This is a genomic window from Staphylococcus sp. HMSC072H03, assembly GCF_001809305.1.
Taxonomy (GTDB): Bacteria; Bacillota; Bacilli; order Staphylococcales; family Staphylococcaceae; genus Staphylococcus; species Staphylococcus hominis.
Map to the genome: position 1 here is coordinate 347,093 of NZ_KV796881.1, position 24,132 is coordinate 371,224.

The following is a 24,132-nucleotide window of genomic DNA, read 5'->3' on the forward strand; positions in this document are numbered from 1 at the left end:
TGCTTCAATTGTCGCTTCTACATCATCTGCATTCACATGAAGAATAGGTACATCGTACCCCTTAGCGATATCTGATGAATACGTTGTAGAACGACCATCAATAGGTTCAGTTGTAAAACCAATTCGGTTATTTGTAATTATATGTAGTGCTCCGCCAGTTGAATAACCATTTAAATTACTTAAATTCATTGTTTCAAAATTGATACCTTGACCAGGATATGCAGCATCTCCATGAATAATAATTGGCATACCGTGATGGAAATCTGTAGTTGGTCCACCCGCATGATGTGTATCATCTTGAGCAGCACGTGTTTTTCCTATAACTACAGGTGCTACAATTTCTAGGTGACTTGGATTGTTTGCTAAAGAAATACATTGTTCAATACCATATGAAGAAGTAGTTTTAACGCCACCTAAGTGATATTTAACGTCTCCTGTCCAACCAGCAGTAAGTTTTAAACTGCCATCTTCAGGTAAGAATTTCATTGGATCCGTGTGCATAAATTCTGAGATCATCATTTCATAAGGTTTTTCTAATACATGTGTTAAAACATTGAGACGTCCCCTATGTGCCATTCCAATTTGAATATTCTGAATGTCCTCTTGAGCAGCACGCTTCAATGTATGTTGTAACATTGGCACTAATGTATCTACACCTTCAATTGAGAAACGTTTTGCTCCAACAAAATTCTTATGTAGATATTTTTCAAAACCTTCAACATGAGCAAGTGTTTTAAATAAGTTAATTTTTTCATCACTATTAATGGTAGCTTTATAAGGTGTTTCAATACGACGTTTTAACCAAGTACGTTCTTTATTATTGTTAATATGATTGTACTCAAACGCAATAGAGCCTTTATAACGCTTTTCCATACGCTTTAACGCTTCATAAGCATTATCGTATATATCACTAAAGTGATCTGATACGATACCAGATGAAATATTTTTTAATGTCTCTTTATTTAAATTAAAATCTTCAATTTCTAATTTTGGGATATGCGTTCTTTTAGGCGCATTTACAGGATAAATATCAGCCTTTAGATGACCATATTGTCTAATATTATCAATTAATCGCATGACACGTTTGATTGTGCTATCATCTGCTGAAGTACCACTCCCATCTGTGGTAAACTTAGCTTTAACTTGTGCTTCGCCATTTTTTATTGTACTAAAAAGCACTTGTAAATCATCTGAGACAGAAGTTGGGTCTTGAAGATAATCATCATATAAATCGAGCATAAGACCCAAATTTGCCCCAAAATTTACTGGAGCTTCTGTAACATCCCTTTTATCCTTTGCCATATTATACCCTCCACAAAATAGTTAAACCGCTTACAAAACCATCATAGCACTATTTTAACTATTGATAAAGACTATTGACTGAATATTATGTAAAAAGAAAAAATTCAATAAAGATAAACTTTTTTAATTTTATATTAATAAAAAAACACAGATGATAATCATCTGTGTTTTTATTTAAAATTGATTTTGAATGTTGTGAATTTATTAAGTTCACTATCTACAGAAATGTAACCTCCATATTGACTCACAATCTTTTCGGCAATTGAAAGCCCTAAGCCATTACCACCTTGGCTTCTTGCTCTAGATTTATCTACTCTATAGAAACGATCGAAAATAAATTCTTGATCTTCTTTTGGTATGCCTAAGCCATGATCGGTAATTTCAATACTTATTTGTTTATTACGCAATTGTGTTTTAATACATATATGCTTTCTCTCTTTATCATATTTCATAGCATTGTCTATAAAAATTAAGATTAATTGTTCAAATTGATGACGATTAATTTGTAAAACTAAAGGTTTTTGTTCTAATTCAATCTCAAATAGATAATCTGGATGCAATTGTTGAAGTGCCTTAATTCGTGATTGAATTTCTTCATTGATATCAACGTCCTCTTTTTCTAAGGATTGCATATTTACTTTATCTTTGGTTAATAATAATAATTCTTCTACTAGCTTTGTAATTCGATTCATTTCTTCTAGTGAAATATTTAAAGACTCTTCTAAAATAGCAGGATCTTTCTTACCCCAGCGTTTAATTAAATTTAAATGGCCTTGAATGATTTGAAGTGGTGTTCTTAACTCATGAGAAGCATCTTCAACAAATTGTCTTTGTTGATTAAAAGAGGCTTCAATTTGATACATCATTTCGTTGAAAGTTTCTATTAAATTGTCTGTTTCTTCATAACTTGTATCAAGTTCTAATTTATTTTGAAAACCATCGCGTCGTATTTGATTCATTTTATTAGACATTGTTACTAGCGGTTTTGTAATATTTTTAGAAATGAAATAGCTAATACATGCAGTAATCACTGTAGCAAGTAGACCAAAAACAACAGCAATAATATAAAGTGATTTTACTAAGTTGTTATAATGCTCAAGAGAATGAATGAGTACGCTATAACCTTTAAAGTTTGGACTATGAAGTGGTTCAGTAATAACTAAATACTCTTTTCCATTATTTCGCATTACTTGAATTCGATCGGTCTTTTGTAAATTATTATTAGGTATAAACTGAATCGTACTTTCATTAGATGATTTCATTATTCTTTGACCTGTATGATTGTAAATAATGACTTCTTCATAATTTTCTAATGAAGCACTTAAATCTAATATCGATATATTATTAATCGGACGCGTTTGAATTAAATTGACAATATCACTTAAACTATGTTCTGCTTCATCCACTTCTCCTTCTCTTAAAGTATCTTTTAAGAAGAATATAATAATAAGACAAAATAAAATAATTGTCGTAAACATAATCAATGTAGTGATAGTCATCCATTTATATTGTAATGTATGATTTTTCATTATCGAATCACGTATCCTACACCACGAACAGTTTCAATGACTTTTTCTTTATTGAAAGGTTTCAATTTATTTCTTAAATATCTGATGTATACATCAACCACATTCGTTTCTACTTCACTATTATATCCCCATACATGATTTAAAATTTGTTCACGTTGTAGTACGTGATTGCGATTCGTTGCTAATAGATACAATAAATCATATTCAGTTTTAGTAAAATCTAATTGCTTACCATCAACAGTTACTTTAAATGCATCAATATCTATTCTGATACCATTAATATCGATAATATCCTTATGAGGCTGACGACGTAATATAGCACGAATTCTTGCAAAAAGCTCCTCAATTTCAAAGGGCTTTACTATATAGTCATCTGCACCATAATCTAATCCAGTCACTTTATCGTAAGTATCACTTTTAGCAGTGATGATAATAATTGGTGTTGATTGCACTTGGCGTACACGTCTACAAATTTCTAGGCCATTTATATTTGGTAACATTAAATCTAAAATAATCAAATCAAAATCGTTATTTAATGCTTTTTCTAAACCAGGTTCCCCATCATATTCGATGTCCACCTTATAACCCTCATGTGTTAATTCTAATTCAAGAAATCTGGCTAAATTTTGTTCATCTTCGACGATTAAAATATTAGTCATTTTTTCAGACACCTCTTTTTTAATAAACGTATGACTTCTCATAACATAACCAATATTCTATCACAAAAATTATTTGTTAATAGAATGAATAAAATAAAAGTAAGATTTTAATTGACAATCGTTATCAATAAGTTATAATATTAATTGAAAATGATTATCAATTAAATCTAAGTTTCCCCCATAATTTAAAATACTTAGAATTATAATCATTTTCAAGCCATTCCCCCCTTAATTTATATGTCCGTAAATACTAATAAACGTTCGTTTTAAAACGAGACGTAAATAATAAATAAGTGCGCCAAATAAGGCGCACTTATTTATTATTTATAAGGTTGTAGGCTCATGTAATCCTTTTAATACTAAAGTTGAAAGAACGATACAGAAAGCACCTCCAATGATTCCTGCAATAATATCAGTTGGATAATGCACGCCTAAATAAACTCTTGAAATAGAAATGAGTAAAATAAGTGCCGCACATAGTCCAATAATGACGCCTTTTGTACTTCCTGATGCTCTACGCTGAGCAATATACATTGCACTTCCAAAAAATGAAGTCGAACCCATTGCATGTCCACTAGGAAAACTAAATCCAGAAATATCAATTAAACGTAGTAATGTTGGACGTTCACGATCAAAAATATTTTTTAGTAAGGGATTTAATATACTTGATAGTGACATTGTGATAACAAAAAATAAAGCTTCAATTTTGTAACGTTTAAGCATTAAATAAGCAACAAGCATTAATGACAAACAAACCATTGCCCATACTTCTCCAATTTTTGTTGCACCTAATAAAATAGATGTAGTAATAAAACTCTCCGATGCATAAATAAATTCATATACTTCATTATCAATCCATTTGCCTAAACGTGATTCATGGAAAAATGCAATGATGCCAAAGATTAATGTAAAAACAATGAGCAATGTAATGCGTTTCGTTCTATTCATCAATTGGTCCTCCTATATTAAAGCGCGTCGTTCAAGATTTTATTAAATAAGTCTTCTTTAGTATAACTTTCTTTATAAGATTCCATTTGATGAGTAATATCAGTACGGTGAGATTCAATTTGTTTTAATTGTTCGAGTAATTTGAATTGTGTAAGTTGATCTTCTGGAATCATTTTTCCATATCCTTTGGATTCAAAATATTTAGCATTGTCAATTTGATCCCCTCTAGATTGATCAAGTCCTAGTGGTATGAGCAACATTGGGATTCTTAAAGTCAAGAATTCATAGATAGCATTAGAACCTGCACGACTTACGACTGTGTCTGTAATAGATAATAAATGCGTTAATTCTTCTTTAACAAATTCATATTGAATATATCCTTTTTGTTTATAAGACTCATCTACTAATCCATGCCCTGTTAAATGAATGATTTGATAATCATGTAGTAAAGCTTCAAGATTTTCTCTAATAATATCATTTAATTTTTTACTACCTAGGCTACCACCCATAACAAGTAATACTTTTTTATCTGAATCAAACCCTGTTATTTCATAACCTTTTTGTTGATTACCTTCTTTTAAATCTTCTCTAATGGTTGCCCCTACAAAATCAGCTTTATCTTTAGGTAGATATTTAAGTGTATCTTCAAATGTTGTATATATTTTTTTTGAAAATTTTAAAGATATTTTGTTTGCTAAACCAGGAGTTAAATCTGATTCATGAATAATAGTAGGAATATTCAATGAACGTGCTGCTATAACAACAGGAACAGAAACAAATCCCCCCTTAGAAAATAATAAATCAGGCTTTTCTTTTTTTAGAACGCGACGGGCATCTAAGATACCTTTTAATACTTTAAAAACATCTTTTGCATTTTCAAATGATAAATAACGACGTAATTTACCACTTGAAATTGGGTAATATTTAATATTCGAAAGTTGTGATTCAATCATTTCTCGTTCAATTCCGTTTTTAGAACCAATATAAAAAACTTGATGTCCTTTTTCTAATGCAGTTGGAATTAAACTTAAGTTCACAGACACATGGCCTACTGTGCCGCCTCCGGTAAACGCAATTTTAGACATGATTATTAACCTCTATTCTTATATGTTTTTATAATATGCATAGAATGGTGCGCCTCTATCGAATGGATGATAGTCAATTTTTGTTTCTCCTACTTTTTGGAAACCAAATTTCTCGAATAAACCTTGAGCGGGTTTATTTAATGCAAAAGTATCTGTCAGAATCACATGGATATGATGTTCTTCTGCTAATTTAACTGCAAAATCAAATAATTGAGTTGCTGCACCTTTATAATCTTTAGAACCAGCTAATCTATGAATAACATAAGCGTTATTTCTATCAACTGGCCATTCTAAATCATCATACCACTCTGATTGTTGTTGGTCGACAACAATAAATCCATAAATAGTGTTATTTTCTTCTAAAACATATAACGTCTCTGTATCAATATCTTCCTTAAAATGTTCAGTAGCTGGGTATTTATCGTCCCACTGATTATTCCCAAATGATTTCATTAAATCTTTTGCTTCTGACACTAATGTTTCGATTTGATTAATATCTTCATGTTTACCTAGTCTAATCATATAATAGTTATTCCTTTCTATTTTATTAATTTTAATAATTTGTCTAAGACTGTGTCTTCTTTATTTGATTTTTCAACTAATAATTGAGTGAATTTTTCATTTGTTTTGGTGTCAAATTTTCCCGTTTCAGATAGTTGATTATCTGATTGGAATAGTTTAATAGCATTAGCTAATTGATTATCAAATTGGTTTGATTCATCTCCGTTATAATAACCTAAAGCATCTAAACCAATTTTTATCGATTTAACGTTTTTATTATTATCGCCAACAGAATATGTTTTATCAGACGGAATAACACTTAATGATTGATACTTAGGAGAATCAATTGTAACATCTGGTCTAATACCTTTTCCATGAATATAATGATCATCAGGTGTTAACCATTTCATTTGTGTATATTTTAATAATGACCCATCTTTAAGTTCTCGTGTGGTTTGAACGATTCCTTTACCAAATGTTTTTGAACCATACACTTTAGCTTTATGGTGATCTTTCATTGCCCCTGTAAAGACCTCTGACGCACTTGCGGAACCTTCATTTACTAAAATACTCACTTTCATATCTTTAACATCTTTTAAAGCATCATTTGAAGTTTTAATTGCTTCTTTATCATTGCCTTTTTCAAGTTGAACAACAGTTTGACCTTTATCAATAAAAATATTAGCCATTTTAACTGCTTCATCTAATAATCCCCCTGGATTATTACGCAAGTCTAAGATGATATTTCGAACACCAGCATCATGAGCTTTTATAATTGCAGATTTTAATTCACCCGCAGTATTTTGTTGGAATTTAGTAATCGTAAATACAGCTATGTTACCTTTTTTCTTATACTCCACACTTTTGACATGAATTTTACCACGTTTAATATTAATATCTTTTTCTTCAGAACCGCGTTTAATAGTTAACCTAACATTTGTGCCTTCTTTACCTCTTACCACTTTAACAACTTGATCTAAAGGTTTACCTACTACAGACTTACCATTAACTTTTGTGACAACATCTTTAGGTTGAAGGCCAGCTTTTTCAGCAGGAGAATCTTTCATAGGACTTGTAATCATAATATCTTTATTTTTCTTTTGCATTTCTGCACCAATACCTACAAAATCTCCAGATACATCTTCATTAAAGCTCTTTGTTTCAGACTTTGTCATGTATTCAGAATATGGGTCTTTTAATTCTTTTACCATACCATTAATTGCAGCTTCAGAAAGTTTACTTGAGTTTTGTTTTTTGTAATAGTCTGTATCTAACGTTTTATATGCAAATTCTATTTTTTTCATTTCTTGACGCTCTTCTTTAGTTAAACCACTTAACTTATGACTGATTCCTATCGTTGCAAATACAGCTATAATTGTTGTAATGATAATAACACTTAATAAAATTAAGATAAACTGCCATATTTTCAAATGCATCTTTTTTTTAGGAGATGCATGTCTTTTTTCATCTGATTGTCCGTCATGGTGCTCCTCAGAATGATTATTCATAAAATCACTTCCTCTAATTACATCTTGTCTCTTATCATTTTATATAAAGACATACCTAGTATGTCTTTATTTTTAAGCAAACGCAAATTATAAGAAATTGTATTCTTAATTAGATAAAAATAAAAAGAGTGGCATATAAATCTAAAATTAAGATTTTATAACACCACTCCATATCATATTTAGACATAAAATGAATTTAAATTAGAATTTTAACCATTCTGTATATTCTTCATATAAATCATCAAATACGGACATAGGTAACGTAATGTCACTTTGCATTTCGATATAGTCTGATAATACGTTGAAGTCACTTTCATGTTTTGGAAACGATAAGTCATTGAAAATGTCTTCGGCTAATTCACCTTTATCATCTTTACGTCCTCTAGCCGTTAAGGCAAATTGATAAAATGAATGATCTTTCATTAGCTCATTGTCACATCGACAACTTTAGTTTCGCCTTTAATAACAGCTTTAACATCATCGAGTGAAATAGATTCTGTTTGATCAGAATTTGTAATAATAATAGGTGAAATAACTGATTTGGCATTATTTCTAATAAATTCTAAATCGAATTTGAGTAAAGGGTCGCCTACTTGTACTGTGTCACCACTGCTAACCAGTACATTAAATCCTTCTCCGTCTAACTGAACAGTATCTAATCCAATGTGTACTAAAATTTCAAGACCATTTTTAGTTTTTAAACCAATTGCATGTTTTGTTGGAAAAACATTATCAACTTTTCCAGCAACTGGGGAAACTACCTCACCTTCAGTAGGATTAATACCGAAACCTTCACCCATCATTTTTTGGGCAAATACAGGATCTGGTATATCTTCAATTTTGACATATTCACCTGTTAATGGTGCATATAGTTGAGTTTCCTTATTGACTTCTTTATCTTTACCAAATAATTTTTTAAACATTATTCATCGCTCCTATTTATTAAAATGTTGTATCAAATCGCCATATCCTAATTCTTCTAATTTTTCGTATGGAATAAATTGAATAGCTGCAGAATTAATACAATAACGCAATCCGCCACTTTCTTTTGGGCCATCATTGAATACGTGACCTAAATGACTGTTAGCATCTTCTGATCTAACTTCAGTTCGAATCATACCAAATGATTTATCTACGAGTTCAACAATTTCATCATCGTCTAATGCTTTTGAGAAACTTGGCCAACCACAATCAGATTCAAATTTCTCTTCAGAAGTAAATAAAGGCTTACCAGAAATTTTATCTACGTATATTCCTTTGTCAAAATGATTCCAATATTCATTTTGAAAAGGAGGTTCTGTACCATTTTCTTGAGTAACGAGATACTCCATATCATTTAATTCGCTTTTATCTTTTTTAATCATTTTGAGACCCCCAATGTGATTCTATAAATGCTTTTCTACCAGAACCGCGTTGATATTGCTCATAATGCATAGGATTTTTTTTATAATAGTCTTGATGGTAATCTTCCGCTGGATAAAAGTTTTTGTAAGGAAGAACTGGTGTGATGATTGGTTTTTTAAAAATACCTTCTTCATTTAGTTGTTGGATTTTTAATTCAGCAGCTTTTTTTTGTTGTTCATCATGATAAAATATTGCTGGTTCATAGCTTTCGCCTCTATCAAAAAATTGCCCTTTATTATCTGTCGGGTCAAATAGTTTAAAGTAAACATCCAAAATATTTTCAAATGACGTAATATCTGGATTATAAGTAATTTGAACTGCTTCTCTATGACCAGTTTGATTTGAACATACTTGTTCATACGTTGGATTTTCTATATTTCCGCCACTATAACCTGATACGACATCTTCAATACCTGGGTAAGATGTAAAAGGTTTAACCATACACCAGAAACATCCTCCTGCTAAAGTTGCATATGCCATTATATTACCTCCTCTATCTTTCTTTAAATTTACGATATAATGATATGAAATTAAAGTAATTAACTCAGAGATCAATAACTTAAGTCACCTATTATTATCTATTATCCTCTAACTACGACAAGACCGATAGCGCCTTGACCAGTGTGTGTAGAAATGACTGGTGTCGTTACATTAACATCATAATTTTGTTGTCCAAATGCTTCATTAAATTGATGTTTTACTTTTTCAATGAATTCAATCGTATTTGCATGTGCAATACCAATCGATTGAATAGTATGATTTTCAATAAATTTAGCAATTTCTTTTTTTAGATATTGAATACTAGAGTTTTGTGTACGAGAATTATGTACGATTTCTAAATATCCCTCTCTAAGTGTTCCTATCGGTTTTATTTTCATAATATTTCCGATTAAACCTTTTGTTTTACTGATGCGTCCACCTTTAATTAATTGATTGAGTTGGCCAATAACAACAAATAGTTTAATATTTTTCTGCAATTCTGAAATATGTTTAATAATTTCTGCACTTGAAAGATTAGTGTTTACAAGTTCTACTAAACGTTGAATTTGGTATGCTAATCCAAAAGAAATTGATTTTGAATCAATCACATTTACTTTTGCTTCAATCATATTGCTCGCTTGTAAAGCAGTCTGATATGTTCCACTTAATCCTGAAGACATATGAATGCTAAAGATTTCTACATCGTCATTGTCTTTATCAAGTTGTTCATATAATTCAATAAATTTACCAATTGATGGCTGACTCGTTTTAACGTCAGCGTCTTCTTCAATACGTTTAATGTACTCCTCGGATGAGATATCTACTTGATCTACAAATGATTCTTTATCAATGGTTAAATTTAATGGAACAACATGGATGTTATGTTGATTTAAATATTCAGCTGATAAATCTGAGGTAGAGTCTGTAACGATTACTTGTTTAGTCATAATTTCTCCTGTTAATTTATTTTATTTTCGTACTAAATGTAAAAAGGTATGTGGAATAGTATTTTTTCCATCAAGTTGACCCTCTTCAGAAGATACAACCGTCCAATCTTCAAATGTATAGGGAGGGAAAAATGTATCACCTTGATGTTTTCCATCTACTACAGTGATATACATATCGTCAACTTTATCAATCATTACTTCATATAATGTTTGGCCACCAAAAATAAATACATGACCCTCTAAGTTGTAGATATCATCAATTGTGTGAATCACTTCAACGCCATCAGGTTTAAAATTGTTATCACGAGTTAAAACTACATTTTTTCTATTTGGTAATGGTTTGCCAATGGACTCAAATGTTTTTCTACCCATTACAAGTGTATGGCCAGTTGAGAGTTGTTTTACATGTTTTAAATCATTTGGAATATGCCATGGTAGAGCATTTTTATAACTAATGACACGTTGTTGATCATGTGCCACTAAAATTGATAAGGTCATTTATCATATCCCCTTTTAGTTTATTTTTAATTAAAGATAGATTACACAGCAATGGGCGCTTTAATTGCTGGATGAGATTGATAGTCTACAAGTTCTAAATCTTCATAATTAATATCAAAGATTGAGTGTTCAGAATTTATTTTTAATGTAGGAGGTGCAAAACCTTCTCTAGAAAGTTGAGTCTTAATTGCCTCTATGTGATTAGAATAAATATGTGCATCTCCAAAAGTATGAATGAATTCTCCAACTTCTAAGTTACATTCTTTAGCAATTAAATGCGTAAGTAATGCATAACTTGCAATATTAAAAGGCACACCTAGGAAAATATCTGCACTACGTTGATAAAGTTGACAACTTAATTTGCCATCTTGTACGTAGAACTGAAACATTGTATGACATGGTGGTAATGCCATAGTATCAATTTCAGTGGGATTCCATGCTGAAACTATGTGTCTTCTCGAATTAGGGTTTGTCTTAATTTGCTGAATAACTGTTTTAAGCTGATCGAAATGATTACCATATTGATCTACCCAATCACGCCATTGCTTTCCATAGACATTTCCTAAATCACCATATTTTTTAGCAAAAGTATCATCATTCAACACTTTCTCTTTAAATTTTTTCATTTCCTGTTGATACATTTTATTGAAATTTTCATCTTCTTGAGAACGATGTCCAAAATTTGTCATATCTGGACCATGATAATCTTCAGATTGAATATATTTTTCAAAAGCCCATTCATTCCAAATATTATTATTATATTTTAATAAATACTGAATATTAGTATCTCCTTTTATAAACCACAATAACTCAGTAGCAATAAGTTTGAAAGATATTTTTTTTGTAGTGAGTAAAGGGAATCCCTTCGTTAAATCGAAGCGGATTTGATGTCCAAATTTAGAAATGGTACCTGTATGTGTTCTATCATCACGTTGATTACCAATTTCTAAAATGTCATTACATAAATCGTGATACGCCGAATCAAAAGGATTGAGCATATGTACATCTCTCCTAAATTTTATATTAATTATCATTATACTAGAAAATAGAAAGATATTGAATGAATTATATTATTTCAAAACATTTTTATATTTAAAAATCTTCAATAATAAATTATCAAACTGAGATAATTTATTATTGGAGATGCATATTAAGATAGATTAATTTAATATAATCATATTAACAATTTTCGTCGAAAGCATCTTTAATATCCATACAAATATCTTGAATATCTCTACCTTCAATATGTTCACGCGGAATAAAATGCTTTAATTCTGTACCTTTAAATAAAGCATACGAAGGGCTTGAAGGTACTTGTTGGATATAATCGCGCATTGTTTGCGTTGCTTCTTTATCTTGTCCAGCGAATACTGTGACTTTATGTGTTGGCTTTTTATCATTTTGATCAGCAACTGCTACAGCAGCAGGTCTCGCTAAACCAGCAGCACAACCACATGTAGAATTAATAACAACAAATGTTGTTTCGTCATCTTTAACATTGTTCATATAGTTTGATACATCTTCACTTGATTCTAAACTTGTAAAACCATTATCAGTTAATTCAGAACGCATTTGTTGTGCTAGTTCATGCATATATTGTTCATACGGATTCATATAAAAAACTCCTTTAATGTTTATTACGATTAGCAATTTGTTTCCATACGGAACCTAATGCTTCATCGCCATTTTCAATTCTAGAAATTGCCATTTTCACTTGAAGTTTTACTTCGTAAGCATTGTCGTTTGCATGCGCTCTTAGAGATGCTAGTTGCGCTTCGCCACCTTCTTCAAATAAAAACATTGCAGCTCTCCAACGAACAATTTTTTGTGGATCATCAAGTGCTTTTTCCATTTCTGGCAAAGCTTCTTTATAACCTAAATCACTGATACAGTCTCCAGCTGTACGTCGAATAGCTGGATGCTGATCATTTAATCCTTTATACAAATATGGCAATATTTCTTTACTTTCAATCATACCAAATAAAACAATCGCTTGACGTCTTAATGGTAACTTATTTTCATTTAGGGCTTGCTCTAAGAGTGGAATATCCTCAAGTGTTGGTGTTGGGAATTCTGTTAACATTCTGAGACGTACTTTCCAGTCTGATTCATTCAAGTACTCCTCGTATGAAACATGTTGATAAAAATGAGATGTACTTTTCGTTTGTGTAGATAAAGCTTGAACGACTAATTGTTCCAATCGACTTTTTGGATATAATGCAATGATTTCTTCATAAACTTCTTCCATAACTAGAGAAAGTTCTCCATAACGTAAACCAAGCTCTTTCCATTTTCTAAGAAAAATAACATTATCATCATCTTCTTGTGCTTTAAGCATACTATTAATAAAGATATCAGGTAGTTGTTTACGTACTTCTTCATGAGCATTTGTTAATTTAATTTGATATGGGATATTTTTAAAAGTGAGTATCTCTGCTTTCACTTCTCCATAGTGTTCATCAAACTGAGATGATTGACTAATAGTTTCCTCTTTTTGAAGTGACGCAGTAATTTGAGGTAATACCTCTTCCCAATTTGCTTTCGGATACTTATCAATAGCTAAAAAGTCAATTACATGAAATATAGATTTAACATCTTTAATTTGTAATAAGTCATTAATAAAATCAGGTTGAGATGTTTTGACTTCTGTATATGTGTTCGACTGATTATCAGCACGCTTTTCACTTAAAACGATTTTCATTGTATTTGGGCTTGGTGTTGGTTCAATTTTTAATATTTCCACTACTGTTCCTCCTAAAATTAAAATGTGTCTTCAATTTTAGGTACAAGATCATCCCAATTGGCATATTCCTCTTTATCTACTGAAATAAAATCCATGACATAAAAAACTGACTTTACTCCTTCGATATCAAATAATCGATTAATAAAATCAGGTTGCCCATCTTGAGCAGATGTATACGTATTTGATTGATTATCTTTACGTTTTTCACTTAAATTAATTTTAATCGTATTATAATTTGGTGTGTCTTCAATTGACTTTATATGCATAAAATTCCCTCCTATTGAAGTTCATTGCCTAATTGCTTAATTTGCTTACCTATTGAACATTCAGAAATACAAAAATGATGTGCTTGTGTTTTTCCTTCTGTTTTTCTAATGTGTGTTTTCAGTAAACATTTATCACAATAAGTATTCATTAATTCATCAATTTTTTCTATTGCATTTTGTTCGGAATGTGTAAGTATAACTTTCACTCCTTATACTTAATTTTATAAATATGGAGTTATTATAACTTATATGATGATCATTTTAAAATAATCGATTTTATTTTTTATTATTTATAATATGAATTGATTAATGAGTATTGAATTTGAATTACTTTTACTATAAAATATTAAAGTTGCTTAGCGGTTTCTAAACACCCGCATTATCAAAATTTAGGAGGAATAAATGATGTATAATGAATTTTTTGGTATTGCTACTTTTTTTATAACATTTATTGTAATGGTTTTAATGTATCGTTGTTTTGGTAAACAAGGTCTTATCGCTTGGGTAGCTATCGGTACAATTATTGCTAATATCCAAGTCATCAAAACGGTTGATATTTTTGGTATCTCAGCAACTTTAGGTAATGTAATGTTTGCCTCTATCTACCTAGCTACAGATATTTTAAATGATATTTATGGACGAAAAGTTGCTAAACGTGCTGTATGGTTAGGCTTCTCATCAACTCTTGTTATGATAATTGTAATGCAAATGTCATTACATTTTATACCCGCACCAGAAGATATATCTCAAAAAGCATTATCTACGATTTTTGATTTAGTGCCGAGAATTGCTTTAGGTTCAATTATTGCTTATATTATAGGGCAACATGTAGATGTGTTCATCTTTTCAATGATAAAAAAAGTTTTCCAATCAGATAAAACATTTATTATTAGAGCTTATGGAAGTACGGTATTAAGTTCAATTATTGATACTGCATTATTTGTAACTATCGCATTTATCGGTACATTGCCTGCAAGTGTTGTATTTGAAATCTTTATTACTACGTATGTTTTAAAATTAGTCTCAACGATTTTCAATGTTCCATTTGGTTATATTGCGAAGTCTTTCTATCGAAAAGGAAAAATTCAAAAATTAGACGAAGGTTATTAAAACAATCATACATGCATATTGTTTAGGTTTACTAAGCAATATGCTATTTTTAAATAGACAAATAGTGTTTAATTAATGCTTAAACTAGAGGTGTTTTTAATGGCTAAAATATTTTTTGATGCTGCGACGAGTGGCAATCCGGGACGTAGTACGTGTGGGATAGTAATTAAAGAAAATGATATTAAATATACGTATACACATGATTTAGGAGAATTGGACAACCATAGTGCTGAATGGTCTGCATTCATTCATGCATTAGAACATGCTCGTGAATTAAATGTTTCAAATGCTTTATTGCATACAGATTCTAAATTGATAGAAGATAGCGTGAATCAAGGTTATGTAAAAAATGCGCGTTTCAAACCATTTTTTGAAAATATGGAGATTTTAGAAGCAAGTTTTGATTTGCTATTTGTAAAATGGGTTCCAAGAGATAAAAATAAAGAAGCAAATCAATTAGCACAACAAGCTCTATACAAATTAATTAAGAATAAACAATAATAATGTAAAAAAGAAGATAAAAGAATTTATGTTGAATTCTTTTATCTTCTTTTTTTATCTGTTTTACATTAAAATTTTTGAAGCAAGATATTTACCAGAGACATAAAGTTCGTGTTCATTACAAATTGAAAGAATATGATTCAATGAATGTGTATATTCCATTTCTTTATATAATACAGTTGTATCGATAGGCACATCCGTATAGATTTCCGCTAATTGTTTGGATAAAATCAAATTTTCTTTATCAGTTGCAATTTTTTTCTGTTGACCAGGTGTAAGTGATTCGATATGGTCTAGTACGTTTTCAACGCTACCATAAGATTGTATTAATTTAATGGCGGTTTTTTCCCCAATACCTTTAACACCAGGATACCCATCTGCTGAATCTCCCATAAATGCTTTAATATCAATAAGTTGAAGTGGATGTAATGCATACTCTTCATTAAAACGATTAAGAGTATAATGATGATAAATATTAAAACCTTTTCTGATTAACCAGACTTCTACTTGTTCATTGATACATTGTAAAATATCTCTATCTCCAGTTACAATATGTACTTCATTATCTTTTGAATATATTTTAGCGAGTGTTCCTATGACATCGTCTGCCTCATAATTTGCAACACCGATATTCACAAAACCAAATTGTTCTGAAATGTCTTTTACGTAATCGAATTGAGGTATCAATTCTTCTGGTGGCGCAGGTCTATTTTGTTTATAAGAAGTATACATAGCATTTCTAAAGGTCGCTTTCCCCATATCCCAACATATCGCAACATGGCTTGGTTTAATATCCTTAATTGCCGTAAAGATATGTCTAACAAAACCTTGAATCCCATTGGTTGGCATACCTTTAGAATTATACATAAATTGATTGTGTAGACTTGTAGCATAAAAATGTCTAAATAAGAGTGCCATTCCATCTACAAGTAAGACACGTTGAGTCATATTAATCCTTCTTTCTAATTTAAAAGTGGTTCCAATTGTTGATTTACTGTTTCTAATTGTTCAATGAGTGAATTATCGATACGTTTAGATAATAAGTCATTGATTTGCTCTAAAACATTATTATTTAACTGATTAAGTTCGATGTTCGCGTCGTGAGTTAAGTTAGATACATAATAATTTAATTGTTGTTTTAATACGTTTAGTGATGGTTGTAGCAGTTCTAGTGTATTTGTACAAATCATTTCTTGCAGTTCTCTTTGCGCATTTGCATTTAAAATTTTACGTTTAGACAACTGTTTAGGTAAAACTGAAAGCATCTCTTCTAAACTAATACGTAATAGTGCATCATCAGTAAACGGCGCTGTTATTTTAAAATGAGGTTGGATAAGTACATGAACTGAGTTTAATTTTTGAATTGTTGGTGCTATTTGTTGATCTAATTGAGAAGTAAAGTATGTTTTTATTCTTTCGACTAATAAAGTTTGTTCTAAATATAATCGTTGATGAACTTGATCTAAGTACATTTTCGTAGCACGTTTCTTTTCATCATTAAAATCATTATTTTGTGTCATTTGACTATTATATACTTTTTTAACCTCATCTAATAATTGAAGCTGTAATCGTTTATTTAAATGATAGATTTGTTCTTCAACCTCATTTTTAGTATGCTGCTCACTTGTATGAATCATTTGGTTAGTTAATGGTGTTTTATTTTTATAAGTTTCAAGTTGTTGTTGTTGTTCTAACATACGTGTTTGATTTGTTTTAAATTCATAGATGATTTGATTAAAGTTATCGCGCATTTGCTCGATTTGATGAATCATTTGCTTCTCTAAAATCGTTTTCGATTCAGTTTCGACAAAATGATTAATACTTTCTTTTAATTTAAGAATGCCTTCATCTTTAGTCTCCAATGCACGTTTACTTGATACACCGAATAATTCAGATGGCAGATTCACTTGAGATAGAGCATCTTTTACATACTGCTCCACTGCTATTAAATCTTCATTAGTTTCAGCTAAATCTATCGCATTAATAATCATTTTAAATGTCTGTGCTTCATTTAATTGGTTAATATCTTTCATATGTTCAATAAATGCTTTGTCATTATCAGTAAATGAGTGATTAAAATAGCTCACATATAAAATTAGGTCTGAAGAAGTTAAGATGCGTTCAGTTTCATTTGTATGTCGTTGATTATTAGAATGTAACCCTAATGAATCAACGATAATTTTGTCTTTTAACCAATCCAGTGGAAGTTGTATATGAACGGTTTTAACAAATGTAGCGTATTCGTCTTCAGCACTCCATTGCTTAATTTCATTTTGTGAAATAGTATGTGTTATACCTTCTGTTAGCATATCTTGGTACATTGAAAAGTGCTTCTCTACTGATGTTATAAAAGCCAATTGATTTTTTTCTAATTGTTGTTTTAAAGACTCAATATTACTATTCATAAATTTTTCTAACGAGTTAAAAGAAACGTTTTGATATTCAAGTAATTGGTTTAATTCATTTAACAATTGCGTATTTGTTTTCAAAGTAATTTGACTATCATGACCATATGAGATTTCAGTCGTAGCTGCTGTTGTTGGATTAGGTGAGCTTACAAGATAATGATCTCCAAGTAAAGCATTAATCAAGCTACTTTTTCCTGCACTAAATGTACCAAAGACGCCTATTTTTACAATTTTATTATCTATGCGTTGCAATGTTGCTTTGATGTCTTGCTTAGTTTTATTGAATAAAGGAACAGGCTCAATGATAGCCAGAGCTTTCTGAATATCAAAGTGATGAGTTGTCGTATCCTTAGTTGATGTAATATCTTCGTCTAAATCATTTGTTGAAGATATGGTTGATTGATTAAGTTTATAATGTGTTTCTGTTCGATCAATTAATTTATCGAGTGAGTCATTTATATGAATATAATAATGTTTATAATTTTCAGTTGTTAATGACTGTTTTAAATTCTTGAACTCAAGATACTGTTCATATAAATGTGCATCATTATCTTCTATGTTAGATAATTCCGTTGCTTCAGTATGTTCAATAATGTCTTTAAATAATGAATCTGATTGTTTTTCGATAGCACGTGCAATTGCTTTTAAAACGTCATCACTAAATGTGAGCACATAGGTATTATTAATGCTTGTTTGTACTTGATATAAATTAGAAATTAAAGTAGGTTCAATTTCATAATGTTGATTTAAAATTCGTTGATTTACTTCAGAATGATGAATAAAGCGAGTTACAAAAGATAAATCTTCACGCATTGGTTGACGAATGTGTCGATTCACTTTTTCTTGTAAACGGTCTACAACAATTTGTAAACGTTTTGCTCTCTCTTCTTCCGTTTTCTTTTTTTTATTTAGAAGACCGCCCACTTTGAAGTCTAAAGCCATGCTTTCAAGATAATAACGAATATCTTCTCGCATATCATGAGTCATAATATAAGCATTATCTAATATATTTTTCCGTTTTTCTTTTAAGTACGTTAATAATTGAGAAGAATGATTTAATAATTGTGCTTCTTCACTTATAGCTTGATTCTGTTGAAATTGTTTATAGGATTCTTCAAATTCGGATTCATTGATATTTAAAGCGTCAAGTATATTTTGCATATGCTCTTGAATATATGAAAGCTGAGTACGATGTATAAATTCAATGATACGTGTTACAAAATCTTCAATAGGTTCACGTAGTTTATCTTGTTCTACTAAAAACTCTGAGAATAAATGAAGTTGATTGTTTGGATGATCAAATTTACTAACATAAAATAGTTGAGCGACTTTAATATCCCAATCTTGTATAGATTGTTCTACTTTTTGTTTAAATGTATCAAAAGAAATTTCATTCTCATTATGCTTATCAATTTGATTGATAACAAAAATAATAGGTATGCCTACTTGATTCATGCGTTTCATAAATTGGAAATTGAGCGCAGACTGAACATGATTATAATCAACTATATACACAATCATATTGCTTGTATATAAAAATTGTTCAGTAGTGGATTGGTGTGTAGAAACATTTGAATCTACTCCTGGAGTGTCTTGTAATGTAAAACCAAGATTAAACTTATTTGAAGGAAACTTTATTTCAATAGATTCCACATCAATATTTAATCGGTTCATTATTTTTACATCATCATACGTTTTTAACTTAGCATATTTTTGATATTCTAAATTAGCAATAATTTCTTCTTCTTTTGAAACAGAAACTATAGCCGTATTACTCGTTGTTGGTACAGGTGAGCTAGGCAATATATCTTGTTCTAATAATAAATTGATTAATGTTGACTTACCAGCTGAAAAATGTCCAACAAATGATAAAGTATATTGATTTAAATATACTTTTTTAATCACTTGATTTATTGTATGTACTAATGCTTCGTTATTCGATTTTTCTATTTCTTTTTTTAATTTGTATAATACATCTAATTGTTCATTATTTTGCATAATGCTATCCCCTTTATTTCACTCACTCTAAAATATAAAAAAATTAAGGTTATAAAACTAAAAAGAATTATAACCTCACTTTTAGGGTGATAAAACTAAAATATCTTTAGCTATGTTTATTAAATTTTATCATAAGAAATAATAAAAACCTATATAGAATGAATTAGTTAAACCAAGCTGGTTTATCGCCATCAGTATTTGGTTTATTTACTCCAATATTTTGTCTAGAATAAAGTTCAGGTTGTTTCGCTATACGCACTGCTAAATTGGCTACACTTCTTCTAGAAACTTCTGTTCCTTTAAAGGTATCACCTTTTTGAGTAATTTCATAATCTGATTCATTTTTAAATGTTAACCAAGCAGGACGAATAATTGTATAATCTAAGTCAGACGCTTCAATTAAATCAGCTGCTTTACGATATTTAGTTAATTTTTCACCAAATTGTTCTTTGTTAAATGTATTGAATTTATCTGGTAATTCGTCATAAATACCAGGAGCTGCCACAAATATTAAACGTTTAACATTCTTTTTGTTCATGGCATCTATAATGGCTTGTGCTTCTCTATCTAGTGATCCTGATAAACTTGCAAAAACAATATCTACTTGATCTAATGCTTTTTCTAAATCTTCAACATTTTTAGCATCACCTTCAAAGACAGTGATACGATTAGATGCGTAATCAGGAATACGGTGGGCATTTCTTAAAAATAAATCAACGTTAAAACTAGAATTCTCTAAGAAAATTTTAGTTGCTTCAATTGATACTTTTCCGTTAGCCCCTACAATTAAAACTGTTTGCATAACTTATTCTCCTTACTATACTGTTTAAATGTGCTATGTTTTTAACACGCTTACTAATAACTTTACAATAGTCACTATTATAGTGCTAATAAATACATAAATTTTAAATAAATATTATCCAATTTATTAAGAAAAATTTACAAAATTAATTATTTTCAAATAAATCTTCAAGTCAAATTTATTTATCAATATTAGGCTTTTTTCCCCAGTATTGATAATACGTACATTCGATATAACCGTTAAAAAGTTTTCGACGTTTAGTTGCTTTACGATCTACTAAATACTCAAATTCTTTATTACTTGTAAGGATATATGTTGATAAATAAGGATGTTGTTTCATTAGTTTACCTACATATCGATACATTTCTTCAACTTCAGCTCTACCTCCAATACGCTCGCCGTATGGCGGGTTACCAACTAACGCTACAGGTCCTTCTTGGTCGATAGTTAATGTATTAACATCCTTAACACTAAATTGAATAATATCACCTAGGCCTACTTCTTCAGCATTACGTTTAGCAATTTCAACCATTTCTGGATCGATATCAGACGCATACACTTGAATGTCTTTATCATAGTCAGCTTGTTGATCAGCTTCGTCACGCATGACGTCATAAATATTAGGAGGCATAATATTCCATTCCTCTGATACAAATTCTCTATTAAAACCTGGCGCAATATTTTGAGCAATTAAACATGCTTCAATAGCAATGGTTCCAGAACCACAAAATGGATCAATAAAGGGTGTATCACCCTTCCAATTTGCTAAACGTACTAAGCTAGCTGCTAATGTTTCTTTAATAGGTGCTTCACCTTGTGCAATACGATACCCTCTACGATTTAGTCCTGAACCTGACGTATCAATGGTAAGTAGGACATTATCTTTAAGAATAGCTACTTCAACAGGATATTTCGCACCACTTTCGTTTAACCATCCTTTTTCATTATAAGCTTTTTTAAGACGTTCAACGATAGCTTTTTTAGTAATGGCTTGACAGTCAGGAACGCTATGAAGTGTAGATTTTACACTACGACCTTGGACAGGAAATTGTCCTTCTTTATCGATAATTGTTTCCCAAGGTAATGCTTTTGTCTTTTCAAAAAGTTCATCGAATGTTTTAGCATTGAAGCGTCCTACTACTATTTTTAATCGGTCAGCTGTACGTAGCCATAAATTACATTTTACAATGGCATTAGCATCACCTTCAAAGAAAATGCGTCCATTTTCAACTTGAGTATTATAACCAAGTTCTTGTATTTCTTTAGCAACTACGGCTTCAAGACCCATTGGACACACGGCTAATAATTGATACATTATTTCATCTCCTTTGTCTCATATCATATTAGTATATTAACAAATATTAAAATAATTATGTATACAAAATAAAAAAAGCTCTCCATAAAAAGGGAGAGCTAAACTAGTCTGTGATATCTCTATAAGCCATGTTCTGTACCATTGTACTCATAACGTACACTAGTTGTACTGGTACTTTGGTGGTAATCATCTGTCTACAAATCTTTACTATGCGAGTAAAGATGTCTCGTTTATACGTTGAATTCCGCTAAACAAGTGCTCCTACCAAATTTGGATTGCTCACTCGAGGGGTTTACCGCGTTCCACCTTTTATATTTCTATAAAAGCTACGTCACTGTGGCACTTTCAAACTATTTTAACCATATCAATGAATGACTTAGGTTATTTCATTGCCGTCAAATTAATGCCTTGACTTATTGTTTCATCAAGCACGAACACTACAATCATCTCAGATTGTGTGAGCATGGACTTTCCTCTATATTTCTATAGCGATTACCCAAAATATCACTTTTATGAGTATAACATAATTTTAAAATATTTAATAGAATTTTAAATAGATAAATAATTAGCTATCAAAATCAAACATAATAGCAATCAAACATGCTTCGTAACAAGCTTATATCTTTAAGATATCAATGTATTATTTGCCAAAAACAGCTTTTTCAAGATTAGAAATTCTTTTTAAAATGTCTACGTTGTTATTCGCTGATTTCGAATTGCTTGAAGCAAATGACTTATTATCAGAAGGACGTGAAGTTGCAACTCTGATTCTCAATTCTTCAACTTCTTTTTTAAGTTTATTATTTTCTTCAGATAGTCTGACTACTTCATTATTCATATCAGCCATTTTCTGATAATCAGTAATGATATCATCTAAAAAAGCATCAACTTCTTCACGACGATAACCGCGAGCCATCGTTTTTTCAAAGTCTTTTTCATAGATATCTTTTGCTGAAAGCTTTAAAGAAACATCTGCCATTAATTTCCACCTCATTCAAAACTTTGGTCTTGTTGCCATTGTAAATCGTTAATAAAGTCAGTAAGTTCATCAAATGTCACAATATCACAATTATAAGTCGTTTTTTCCATAAAATCAACTAACATCCTCTTAAAATATTTTGGACTTCCTTCTTGTTCATCATCATAAATTAATAACGTCATATCTGTATGATCTAATATAAACTGGTCTGTTTGTTTAAATTGAAAAGGTCCTTGATATTCAGAATGAAATACACTTTCTAGAAATTGTGCATTACTAGCAATAGATTCATACTTTGCTATATTGTGTTCATTCCATTTGGAGGTATGACCATAAAATGGTGTGATAATACCTAATTTTAACTCAGGATATGTGTCTTGTAATTTTAATACTACTTCAGCTGCCCATAATTCAATACCAATTTGTCCTTGAATGAGTACCCATTCTAGCCCTTCGTCAATATACTGTAATAATTTATGTTCTATAAATTGTTTAAGATAATCCACTTCTTTCATATCATCTTTAAATATATTTAACTCAAATGATTTATATCCAGTCACATATACTGTTTTCAATGTATTGATTCCTCTTTATCTTTTATATGTTTAAGCAAATTGGTAAGATCATAATTAGCAGATTTCAATTTTTCATTAAATAACTTCTTACTTGTTTTATTGTAGTGACACTCTACAGATAATTCCTTAATATGTTTAACTAAAATTTCTAATTTTTCCTTATTCATATAAGGAAATTGAATTAGTTCATCATGATAATGAGATAATTCTTCAGTTAAACCATCAATTTTTTTTACATAAGGAACAACATCTCGATGAAATTGCTTCTCTGACTGTGTCAATTTTATTTCATTATAGCTTGACGCCATGTACTGTAGTTCTTTAAGTATTTCATTAATTAATGTGTACATAACGAGGCCTCCTATATTCTTACAATTTATTACAATTATTTTATAGTATTGTTTAGATATAAATTTTACATTATTACAAATTTTTAAACATATTGTTTTCACTGTTAAAGCACGTTAAAATAGAATAGATAATTAATGAATATATTTAATTATGTGTAGTATAATATAAATATTATGCTCATTTCATTATTATCGTATTATAGTTTAATATTATTCTCTGAGAA

Annotated in this window: 27 protein-coding genes and 1 other RNA gene; 2 read left to right on the forward strand and 26 right to left on the reverse strand. The window is 30.1% G+C overall.

Going from position 1 to position 24,132, the window contains the following annotated elements; all coding sequences use genetic code 11:
* The 18 genes from HMPREF2578_RS04510 to HMPREF2578_RS04595 form a co-directional block, all read right to left on the reverse strand.
* Window positions 1-1,302, reverse strand: a 1,302-nt coding sequence (locus tag HMPREF2578_RS04510) for a thiamine pyrophosphate-dependent enzyme (protein ID WP_256275848.1), incomplete at its 3' end; no start/stop codon positions are given.
* Window positions 1,303-1,472: 170 nt separating this feature from the next.
* The gene (locus HMPREF2578_RS04515) at window positions 1,473-2,831 is read right to left on the reverse strand and encodes a HAMP domain-containing sensor histidine kinase (RefSeq protein WP_017176328.1); all 1,359 of its coding nucleotides are present in this window, start codon (window positions 2,829-2,831) and stop codon (window positions 1,473-1,475) included.
* On the reverse strand, window positions 2,831-3,490 hold the full coding sequence (locus HMPREF2578_RS04520) for a response regulator transcription factor (RefSeq protein WP_017176327.1): 660 nt from the start codon (window positions 3,488-3,490) through the stop codon (window positions 2,831-2,833). Before HMPREF2578_RS04520 ends, HMPREF2578_RS04515 begins: the two co-directional genes overlap by 1 nt.
* 324 nt (window positions 3,491-3,814) lie before the next feature.
* Entirely contained in the window at window positions 3,815-4,438 is a 624-nt protein-coding gene (locus HMPREF2578_RS04525) for a phosphatase PAP2 family protein (protein ID WP_017176326.1), read from the reverse strand.
* Window positions 4,439-4,455: 17 nt separating this feature from the next.
* Window positions 4,456-5,523, reverse strand: a complete 1,068-nt coding sequence (locus HMPREF2578_RS04530; protein WP_017176325.1) for an undecaprenyldiphospho-muramoylpentapeptide beta-N-acetylglucosaminyltransferase — start codon at window positions 5,521-5,523, stop codon at window positions 4,456-4,458.
* Between the two features lie 18 nt (window positions 5,524-5,541).
* Window positions 5,542-6,045 (reverse strand): GNAT family N-acetyltransferase, encoded by a 504-nt coding sequence (locus HMPREF2578_RS04535; protein ID WP_017176324.1) that lies wholly within the window; start codon window positions 6,043-6,045, stop codon window positions 5,542-5,544.
* 17 nt (window positions 6,046-6,062) lie between these two features.
* Window positions 6,063-7,532, reverse strand: coding sequence for a S41 family peptidase (locus HMPREF2578_RS04540; RefSeq protein ID WP_017176323.1), 1,470 nt, complete (start codon window positions 7,530-7,532; stop codon window positions 6,063-6,065).
* 201 nt (window positions 7,533-7,733) lie between these two features.
* Complete coding sequence (locus tag HMPREF2578_RS04545) at window positions 7,734-7,955, reverse strand: YozE family protein (RefSeq protein WP_017176322.1); 222 nt, start codon at window positions 7,953-7,955, stop codon at window positions 7,734-7,736.
* Entirely contained in the window at window positions 7,955-8,455 is a 501-nt protein-coding gene (locus HMPREF2578_RS04550; protein ID WP_002449797.1) for a PTS sugar transporter subunit IIA, read from the reverse strand. The genes HMPREF2578_RS04545 and HMPREF2578_RS04550 overlap by 1 nt, the downstream gene beginning before the upstream one ends.
* 12 nt (window positions 8,456-8,467) lie before the next feature.
* Window positions 8,468-8,896, reverse strand: a complete 429-nt coding sequence (msrB, locus tag HMPREF2578_RS04555; protein WP_002449905.1) for a peptide-methionine (R)-S-oxide reductase MsrB — start codon at window positions 8,894-8,896, stop codon at window positions 8,468-8,470.
* A complete protein-coding gene (gene msrA / locus HMPREF2578_RS04560) occupies window positions 8,889-9,416 on the reverse strand; it encodes a peptide-methionine (S)-S-oxide reductase MsrA (protein WP_017176321.1) in 528 nt (175 codons plus the stop codon). The genes msrB and msrA overlap by 8 nt, the downstream gene beginning before the upstream one ends.
* A 101-nt stretch (window positions 9,417-9,517) precedes the next feature.
* Window positions 9,518-10,363 (reverse strand): DegV family protein, encoded by an 846-nt coding sequence (locus HMPREF2578_RS04565; protein WP_017176320.1) that lies wholly within the window; start codon window positions 10,361-10,363, stop codon window positions 9,518-9,520.
* Between the two features lie 21 nt (window positions 10,364-10,384).
* A complete protein-coding gene (locus HMPREF2578_RS04570) occupies window positions 10,385-10,861 on the reverse strand; it encodes a dihydrofolate reductase (protein ID WP_017176319.1) in 477 nt (158 codons plus the stop codon).
* 41 nt (window positions 10,862-10,902) lie between these two features.
* Window positions 10,903-11,859, reverse strand: a complete 957-nt coding sequence (locus HMPREF2578_RS04575; RefSeq protein ID WP_017176318.1) for a thymidylate synthase — start codon at window positions 11,857-11,859, stop codon at window positions 10,903-10,905.
* Between the two features lie 181 nt (window positions 11,860-12,040).
* A complete protein-coding gene (brxA, locus tag HMPREF2578_RS04580; RefSeq protein WP_017176317.1) occupies window positions 12,041-12,475 on the reverse strand; it encodes a bacilliredoxin BrxA in 435 nt (144 codons plus the stop codon).
* Between the two features lie 13 nt (window positions 12,476-12,488).
* On the reverse strand, window positions 12,489-13,604 hold the full coding sequence (locus HMPREF2578_RS04585) for a conserved virulence factor C family protein (protein WP_017176316.1): 1,116 nt from the start codon (window positions 13,602-13,604) through the stop codon (window positions 12,489-12,491).
* Window positions 13,605-13,621: 17 nt separating this feature from the next.
* Complete coding sequence (locus tag HMPREF2578_RS04590; protein WP_002449746.1) at window positions 13,622-13,870, reverse strand: NifU N-terminal domain-containing protein; 249 nt, start codon at window positions 13,868-13,870, stop codon at window positions 13,622-13,624.
* A gap of 11 nt (window positions 13,871-13,881) precedes the next feature.
* Window positions 13,882-14,076, reverse strand: a complete 195-nt coding sequence (locus tag HMPREF2578_RS04595) for a zinc-finger domain-containing protein (protein WP_002449911.1) — start codon at window positions 14,074-14,076, stop codon at window positions 13,882-13,884.
* 199 nt (window positions 14,077-14,275) lie between these two features.
* On the opposite strand from HMPREF2578_RS04595, the gene HMPREF2578_RS04600 reads away from it, so the two are divergent.
* Both HMPREF2578_RS04600 and HMPREF2578_RS04605 read left to right on the forward strand, forming a co-directional pair.
* On the forward strand, window positions 14,276-14,980 hold the full coding sequence (locus HMPREF2578_RS04600) for a queuosine precursor transporter (protein ID WP_017176315.1): 705 nt from the start codon (window positions 14,276-14,278) through the stop codon (window positions 14,978-14,980).
* Between the two features lie 99 nt (window positions 14,981-15,079).
* Window positions 15,080-15,481: a ribonuclease HI family protein gene (locus tag HMPREF2578_RS04605; RefSeq protein WP_002449811.1), complete on the forward strand. Its 402-nt coding sequence runs from the start codon at window positions 15,080-15,082 to the stop codon at window positions 15,479-15,481.
* 63 nt (window positions 15,482-15,544) lie between these two features.
* Here the strand turns inward: HMPREF2578_RS04605 and HMPREF2578_RS04610 are convergent, their stop codons facing one another.
* From HMPREF2578_RS04610 to HMPREF2578_RS04645, 8 genes are all read right to left on the reverse strand, one after another.
* Complete coding sequence (locus HMPREF2578_RS04610) at window positions 15,545-16,429, reverse strand: 5'-3' exonuclease (protein WP_017176314.1); 885 nt, start codon at window positions 16,427-16,429, stop codon at window positions 15,545-15,547.
* Between the two features lie 14 nt (window positions 16,430-16,443).
* Window positions 16,444-19,887 carry a dynamin family protein gene (locus HMPREF2578_RS04615; RefSeq protein WP_017176313.1) on the reverse strand — a complete coding sequence of 1,148 codons (3,444 nt, stop codon included), beginning with the start codon at window positions 19,885-19,887 and terminating at the stop codon, window positions 16,444-16,446.
* Between the two features lie 163 nt (window positions 19,888-20,050).
* Window positions 20,051-20,689 carry an SDR family oxidoreductase gene (locus HMPREF2578_RS04620; RefSeq protein ID WP_002455331.1) on the reverse strand — a complete coding sequence of 213 codons (639 nt, stop codon included), beginning with the start codon at window positions 20,687-20,689 and terminating at the stop codon, window positions 20,051-20,053.
* A 178-nt stretch (window positions 20,690-20,867) separates the two neighbouring features.
* Window positions 20,868-22,004 carry a THUMP domain-containing class I SAM-dependent RNA methyltransferase gene (locus HMPREF2578_RS04625; RefSeq protein WP_017176312.1) on the reverse strand — a complete coding sequence of 379 codons (1,137 nt, stop codon included), beginning with the start codon at window positions 22,002-22,004 and terminating at the stop codon, window positions 20,868-20,870.
* A 117-nt stretch (window positions 22,005-22,121) separates the two neighbouring features.
* An RNA gene (gene rnpB / locus HMPREF2578_RS04630) (RNase P RNA component class B) lies at window positions 22,122-22,508 on the reverse strand.
* A 136-nt stretch (window positions 22,509-22,644) separates the two neighbouring features.
* Window positions 22,645-22,983: a cell division regulator GpsB gene (gene gpsB, locus HMPREF2578_RS04635; protein ID WP_002449866.1), complete on the reverse strand. Its 339-nt coding sequence runs from the start codon at window positions 22,981-22,983 to the stop codon at window positions 22,645-22,647.
* Window positions 22,984-22,994: 11 nt separating this feature from the next.
* On the reverse strand, window positions 22,995-23,558 hold the full coding sequence (locus HMPREF2578_RS04640; RefSeq protein ID WP_017176310.1) for an SLOG family protein: 564 nt from the start codon (window positions 23,556-23,558) through the stop codon (window positions 22,995-22,997).
* Window positions 23,555-23,908 (reverse strand): DUF1798 family protein, encoded by a 354-nt coding sequence (locus tag HMPREF2578_RS04645; protein ID WP_017176309.1) that lies wholly within the window; start codon window positions 23,906-23,908, stop codon window positions 23,555-23,557. The genes HMPREF2578_RS04640 and HMPREF2578_RS04645 overlap by 4 nt, the downstream gene beginning before the upstream one ends.
* Window positions 23,909-24,132 lie beyond the last annotated feature (224 nt).